Genomic DNA, 7,000 nt, shown 5'->3' with positions numbered 1-7,000 from the left:
TTCGAACATTCATAGCCCAGCGCATGCAAATCGATCCCGTGCCACAAATGCTCGCCGGACCCGAGCAAGCACGGACTGACGGCAAGATGCAATTCATCAATCAGGCCGGCGCGCAGATACTGCCGCACCACTGATACACCACCACCAAGACGGACATCGCCCGCTCCCGCTGCGGCGCGTGCCTGCTCCAAAGCCGCCTGAATGCCTGTCGTGACAAAGTGGAACTCGGTGCCGCCCGCCATTGTGAGCGGCGCCCGCGGGTGATGCGTCAGCACGAAGACCGGCGTGTGATACGGCGGCTCGTCGCCCCACCAGCCTTTCCAGCTATCGTCCGGCCATGGCCCCCGGACCGGACCAAACATGTTGCGGCCCATAATCCAGGCACCGATGCCGGCAAAGCCTTGCTCCGCCATTCCATTATCAATGCCGGTTTCGCCACCGCCATCGCCGGCCCCGTGCATAGTTTGCCATACGCGCGTATGGAAGAACCACGCCATCAATTCCGCGCCTCTGAGACCGAGCGGATTATCGAGATCCTGATGCGGCCCGGCACCGTAACCATCAATGGAAATCGAAAAGTTCAAGACTCGCAGTTTCGACATGGCACTTCTCCTCAATCGGTCGACGGGATGGTTCAGTTGTCAGTCAGGAATGTCGGCCTCAACCAATTGCGCCAGCAGCGTCAGCGATTCCTGCCAACCGAGATAGCAAGCCGCGGGGGGAATGACTGCCGGCACGCCTTCTTGCACAATGTTGACTTCCGTACCACAGGAGACTTTTTGTAACGTAATGGTTGTCTGCATTTCGCCCGGCAAATCCGGATTATCGAATTTGTCCGTGTGACGGATGCGTTCATTCGGAATCAGTTCCAGATATTCGCCACCAAAGGAATGGCTGTTGCCGGTCGAAAAATTGGTGAACGACATTTTGTAAGTGCCGCCGACCTTGGCATCAATTTGATGAACCCGGCCAGTGAAGCCGTGCGGCGGCAACCATTTGCTCATGGCATCCGCATCAAGAAATGCCCGATAGATTCTTTCCGGTGTTGCCCGTAGTACACGGTGAAGCCGGATGGTGTTGGTCGCCATGTTGCCATTTCCTTTCCATGCAATGGGATAAATCGATTTGATATGGAACCCGTTTTTCAGGGTCATCCCGGCCACTGCGGCATGATTCCGCCACACGTGACGCTCGGGCACCGGCACAGCATCGGCGGCGTCTCTGTCGTGTTTTTGTTGCGCTCCGGATTTCTGCCGAAAAACAAAAATCAGGTGCCAGAGCGTGAGCATACACCCGGAAGGAAATGGCGGGCAGCCGGTTACACATGCCACCGGCTGCTCATGCCTGATTGGCAATTTTGGTCCGCCCTTGGCTATCTGACCGGCAACATGGACGACATCACGAAAGCAGCCATATCAGGTCGGTTACGCGAAGCGCCAGCTACCCTCAACAACAATCCCGGTCCTGACCGAGTTGGCCAGAAAGCAGCGCTCATGTGCCGCGTGATGGAGACGCGCGATGCCGGCATCTGTCGGTGCCGTTCCGCCAGCGATGACAACCAGCGGCCGCAGGGTGACTTTGGTGACGGCCTCTTTGCCTTCCGCATTCTTTTCCATCAGGCCTTCCGCAGTGTCGGTATAGCTTTCGATCACATAGCCTTGGCGCGCCGCGATCCCCAGGAACCACAACATATGGCAACTCGACAAGGACGCCACGAAAGCTTCTTCGGGATCGACGCAGGCAGGATCAGAAAACGGCACCCGCACCACATGCGGAGAACTCGATGCCGGCACCACCGCACCGCCATCAAAGGACCAGCGGTGAACGCGGCTGTATTTATTGTCAAGGAAAGGTACTGCGTTTCTGGTCCAGCTGATTTCTGCAGTATGTACTGACACGGTTTGCTCTCCGATACATTTCAAATCATGTTTTGTTTATTACTGGCTGGCATATTGCTGCTTCGGGCCATGCGCGGACTCATGAAGCGGAAAATTTTCCGCGCCACTCCAATACTGCATAAGCCCCGTCTTCCGATTCCCCGCAACCAACCTCACGCCAGTCATTCCTGAGATAGAAGTCCAGTGCACCCCGATTCTTGCGGACACATTTGAGTCGCCAGGGTGCCGGCAGCCAATTCTGCAGCGACCTCAGCAACAAGCGACCAACGCCTTTATTCCGCAAGCCGGAGTGAACATGCAGATGATGGACAAACGAATCTTCGACGTACACCGAGACGAAACCTGCCACCGTCCCATCAGGTAAAGAGGCTACATACACATGCTCGCCCTCGGACGATTTGGCGAAATCCGTGACCCGGGCCTTCTCAAGCAGCCACTCTGCACTTGCCATGTTCGCCTGAAAGATATCTTGTATTGCACGCGCATCAGAAGGAACTGCGGCACCCACTGTCAACATTGTCAGGCCTCAATAAATTCCATCCGCATTTCTCATATCTCCGTGCACCATTGGTTGCGGACGTTGATCAAATGAAGAAACGATGTGCCGGCACCAAAAATTCCAGGAACAAATCTCCCAAGTCAGCAGTACTCATGCCCGGCACAACTTCCCCAACCCAACCAGATTGCCGTGCACAATCAACTGCCGCGCCCGTACTACAAACAGTTCGCATTGCGGATATTCCGCGATGAGCATGTCGGCCCAGTCGATCAGGTCGGAGATGGCGCCGAGGTCAATCAGGTGATGCGCCGTCTTCAAGACTTTTTCGGGCGGCAGCGTGAGCGGCATTTCTTCGCTCTCTTGCTCGGGGAAAGAGATGCTGTCCAGTTGCAACAGGCTGCCCAGCGTTGCTTGCAGTTCGATGAAATTGACCGGCTTGAGCAAGCTCGCATCAAACGCAGGCAAGGAATTTTCTTCACCATCGGCGTTCGCTTGCGGCGTCGCGGACAACAACACTACCGGCACCTCCGGCCAGTAGTGGCGCGCCGCCCGCAACACGGCGACGCCATCCGCGCCGGGCATCAGGTAATCGGTAATCAGCAAGTCGGGGCGTGCAAAGCCGGCATGAGACATGCGCTCAATGGCGCTACTGCCGTCAACCGCCACCTCCACCGCAAAGCCGAAGCCGGATAACTGATCCATCAGCAACTGGCGGATATCGGGACTGTCTTCCACCACCAGGATCAACAAGCCATTGCCGTCGATCAGGGGCTGTGCTTCCGCCATTTCCTGCACATGATGACGCGCGATGTTTTCTTCGGCCGCGATCTCGGTCGGCAAACGCAGCGTCACTACGGTGCCGGAACCGGGCGTACTGTCGACAGCGATGGTGCCTTGCATGCGGGTAATCCATTGCCGCACGATTGCCAGGCCGAGGCCGATACCGGGCAAGGAGCGTGCCGCATCGGCGCGTTCGAACGGTTCGAAAATCAGCGACTGATGTTCGGGTGCGATGCCGCAGCCGCTGTCCGTGACCCGGAACTCCAGCAGCAGGCGCCCCGCCGCGACCGTGTGACATTGCACCTCCAGCATGATGTTGCCGTCACGCGTGTATTTGGCGGCATTGTCGAGCAGATTGGCCAGCATCCGGTGCAACCGCTTGGCATCCAGTTGCAGCACCGGCGGCAGCGCACCGATGATCTTGAAGACAAAGCGATTCTGTTGCCTGCGCGCCAGTTCCTCGCCCTCCTGCGCCATCGTGTTGATCAGCGCGTGCACATACACCGGAGCGATCTGCAAGGTATCAGCGTTATCACCGCGCGCATAATCAATCAAATCATTGACCATGGTCAGCATGTGCTTGGCACTGCGGCTGATGATGCGGCCACGTCCGGCATTCTCGCCGCTGCCGGCCTGCACCATATCGGCAAATCCCAGAATCGAGGTCAGCGGCGTGCGCAAATCGTGACTGATGCGCGCCAGAAAATCGGTCTTGGCATGATTGGCCTCATCGGCAGAAATCAAGGCCTCGCGCAACTCTTGCGTGCGTTCGGCAACCGCTTGCTCCAACCGTATCTGTTCCAACGCCTGCGTCTGCAGCAAGGTCTGCTGCATCTGGCGGTGCTTGCGATACATTTCCAGCGAGCGGCCGATGACGATCAGGCTCATCATCGGCCATATGCACAACTGGAACAACCACGACAGTTGCCAATCGGCCAGCCAGCGCTGCTGCAATATGCCGTTGATTTCCAGCAGCTTGCCCAGCATCACCAGCCAGACGACCACAAATGACAGGATGAACAGACGCGCGTTATTCAACTTGCGGCGCCATGCATGCAGCATGGACAAGATCCACATCAGAAAAAAGCCGGCGATCACGATATTGGAGAATTCCGCACCGCTGCGGTAATCGCCAAAGGCAGTCCACAGTGTCGCCACCAGCAACAGCGCGGTCAGCAGACGGTACATCCACTTCCAGACCAGCAGCCGGTGCACGCCGACGAACACCAGCGTCACCATCGCATAGACGACATTGGTGGCGCCGGCTATCGTCGACGGCGCCCGCAATACCAGATCACCGCCGTTGGTCAGCAGGTAACGATACAGATAGCCCTGGAAGGAACAGATATAGGCCAGCGCCAGAATGATCCAGAGCGTCAACAGCAAAAATCCCTTGTCGCGCCAGACAATGCCCTGAATCAGCGCGTACAGGGCCAGCACTACCGGCAGCCCGATCAGTACCGACTGCGCGGCCAGCTCCAGACCTTCCTTTTGCCGGAACACACTGGGCTCCCACAATGCGACATGGATGTCGACCGATGAGCGGCTGCGAATTTGCAGCACAAATTCGATTTGCTCACCCGCCGCCAGCGTGACTGGAAACACCGGAATCCTTGAGGCTACCGGCCGTGTATCCAGCGGCTGTGAACTGCCCGAAAAAACGGTTTGGTCAATATCGCCACGCTGGCCAGACACGCTGAAATAGTTCACGTATTCCAGTCGTGCCGAACCGACCGCCAGCCAGCGTGTTACCGGCGACGGGCCACTGTTGTACAGCGACCCGCGCAGCCAGACAGCCGCTTTGGTATAGCCGCGATTGAAACTTGCCGTTGCTGCCGGCTGCCAGTCCGGACTGGCCAGCGCGCCGTCGATATCGAGCCGGGCGGTCTGGTCTTCCAATATCGACAGTTGCGGATGCAACTGGATGACCTCGGCCACCGACGCCAGATCGACGGCGTCGACAGTTGTGCCGATATGCGTTACGGGCCTGCCATGCGAGAGCGATGGCATCAGCAACACCAACCAGAAGAACAGACGGGAAATCAGCACCATGCGCTCCGGTTATCGACGAAACTGACTGGGCGGCATGCCGAAGCGCTCGCGGAACGCGGTCGAGAAATTGGCGGCGCTGCCATAACCGAGTTCGCGCGCAATAGTACCGACTTCAAGCGAGGTTTCCGATAGCATGCGGCGCGCCTCCTTCATCCGTTCTTCGCGCAAAAAATCAAACACGGTCACGCCGGCGCAATGCTTGAACGCCGTATTCAGGCGCCGGGCGTTGGTACCCACCGCCAATGCCAGCTCGGTCAGGCTCAGGGTTTCATCGAGTTGCGCCAGCAGCAGGCGGCGCGTGGCATGAAACAAAACCACATCGAGCGTCGAGGAAGAAGCATTGCGCGCGGCATCGTTGCCGGCATCCGGTTGCCCGGCTTCCTGCGCGTTGCTTTTCAGATGCACGCATAACCGCAGGCGCACCTCTTCGAAGTCGAATGGCTTGGTCACATAATCCACCGCACCGACCGCCAGCCCGGCGATTTTCTCTTCAGTGGATGCCGCCGCACTGAGAAAAATCAAGGGGATGCTGCGCGTGCCGGGATTGGCTTTCAGCAAACGACAAGCGGCAATGCCGTCGCAAACCGGCATGCGGATATCCATCAGGATCAGATCCGGTTGCACGCTTTGCGCCTTGCGGTAGCCATCCTGACCGTCTTTGGCGACATAGATGCGACAACCGCGCTGCAACAGGAAATCGGTCAGCAGGATGCGGTCTTCTTCCACATCATCGACGACCAGAACCCGCTGTCCGTAAAGGGGACCTGTTTCAGACGGATGGACGGCGTTGATCATATTTGCTCATGGGAAAAAGAATTTGCCAAAATTTACCTTAAAGCCGCACGAAAACAGAGATTTCCGAAATATTTTTCTTTGCACCAAAACAATTGTGCATTCAGGCAAAAGCCCCCTGCTTTCAAGATCATGCGCTTCCTATACAGTCGATCCCGGTTTGCATGCGTGTTGTTCCGCGCCACCAAAGAGTAAACCGACATTGTCGACAAGAAATGATTTCCAGCGAACTGGCCGGCCGCATTTCATGTATCGACGCAATCCTATCTGATGACTGATTGAAACGGAGAAATGCAATGGCACGCGTGTTGTTGATCCACGATGTGGCTCGCCCGGGGCCGGACAAAGATCTGTGGTCACATCTGGAAACCGCCGGCCATCAGGTATTTCCGACGCCGAACGGCGGTCCGGCCAGCAGCAATACCAATGATTTTGACATCGCGGTGGTGGATGTCGGTTTGCGCGAAGGCAAGGGACAAAAAATTGCCGAATCGATACGCCTGTCGGATCAGCGAGTCGGCATCCTGCTGCTGGCCGACGCCTCGGACACCATGCAATCCCGTATCAACGGCTTGATTCGCGGCGCCGATGTCTGCGAAGCCAAACCGGTCAGGGCCGATATCTTGTCGGCCTACATCGAGGCAATCGCCCGCCGCATCACTCCCGGCGCATGGCGTCTGGATCCGGCCACGCGCATATTGCATGCTCCCAGACATGACACACTCGAAATCAACGACCGGGAAATGACCTTGCTGAAGTTGCTGGCAGCGAGCGCCGATCATTGCGTGGAACGGCCGGTAATTGCAGAAGCCTTTGGCACCGACTGGCTATCCTATGACGAGCGTCTGCTCGACAAAATGGTCAGCCGCTTGCGCCGCAAATGGCGTGACGGCGCCGCACGCGACCTGCCATTGAAAACCATCCATGGTGCCGGCTATTGTTTTACTGAAAAGATTCTGGTCTGCTGAACGCATGACCA

7 protein-coding genes are annotated in these 7,000 nt (G+C 57.3%); 1 reads left to right on the top strand and 6 read right to left on the bottom strand.

Annotation, left to right across the window (positions count from 1 at the left end; all coding sequences use genetic code 11):
• The 6 genes from AKL27_RS26720 to AKL27_RS26695 form a co-directional block, all read right to left on the bottom strand.
• Positions 1-602, bottom strand: a 602-nt coding sequence (locus AKL27_RS26720; protein ID WP_050465946.1) for a dihydrofolate reductase family protein, incomplete at its 3' end; no start/stop codon positions are given.
• A 39-nt stretch (positions 603-641) separates the two neighbouring features.
• A complete protein-coding gene (locus tag AKL27_RS26715; RefSeq protein WP_050465947.1) occupies positions 642-1,088 on the bottom strand; it encodes an SRPBCC family protein in 447 nt (148 codons plus the stop codon).
• A 336-nt stretch (positions 1,089-1,424) separates the two neighbouring features.
• On the bottom strand, positions 1,425-1,898 hold the full coding sequence (locus AKL27_RS26710; protein ID WP_050465945.1) for an OsmC family protein: 474 nt from the start codon (positions 1,896-1,898) through the stop codon (positions 1,425-1,427).
• Positions 1,899-1,977: 79 nt separating this feature from the next.
• The gene (locus AKL27_RS26705; RefSeq protein ID WP_050465944.1) at positions 1,978-2,415 is read right to left on the bottom strand and encodes a GNAT family N-acetyltransferase; all 438 of its coding nucleotides are present in this window, start codon (positions 2,413-2,415) and stop codon (positions 1,978-1,980) included.
• 132 nt (positions 2,416-2,547) lie between these two features.
• Positions 2,548-5,229, bottom strand: coding sequence for a hybrid sensor histidine kinase/response regulator (locus tag AKL27_RS26700; protein WP_050465943.1), 2,682 nt, complete (start codon positions 5,227-5,229; stop codon positions 2,548-2,550).
• A gap of 9 nt (positions 5,230-5,238) precedes the next feature.
• Complete coding sequence (locus AKL27_RS26695; RefSeq protein ID WP_050465942.1) at positions 5,239-6,024, bottom strand: response regulator transcription factor; 786 nt, start codon at positions 6,022-6,024, stop codon at positions 5,239-5,241.
• 293 nt (positions 6,025-6,317) lie between these two features.
• Between AKL27_RS26695 and AKL27_RS26690 the strand changes: the two genes are divergently transcribed.
• Complete coding sequence (locus AKL27_RS26690) at positions 6,318-6,989, top strand: response regulator transcription factor (protein ID WP_050465941.1); 672 nt, start codon at positions 6,318-6,320, stop codon at positions 6,987-6,989.
• Positions 6,990-7,000: the final 11 nt, after the last annotated feature.

It is taken from the genome of Herbaspirillum autotrophicum, from assembly GCF_001189915.1.
Lineage (GTDB): Bacteria > Pseudomonadota > Gammaproteobacteria > Burkholderiales > Burkholderiaceae_D > Herbaspirillum > Herbaspirillum autotrophicum.
The sequence above is the reverse complement of the archived record's forward strand: the minus strand, read 5'-3'. Positions and strand labels throughout refer to the sequence as shown.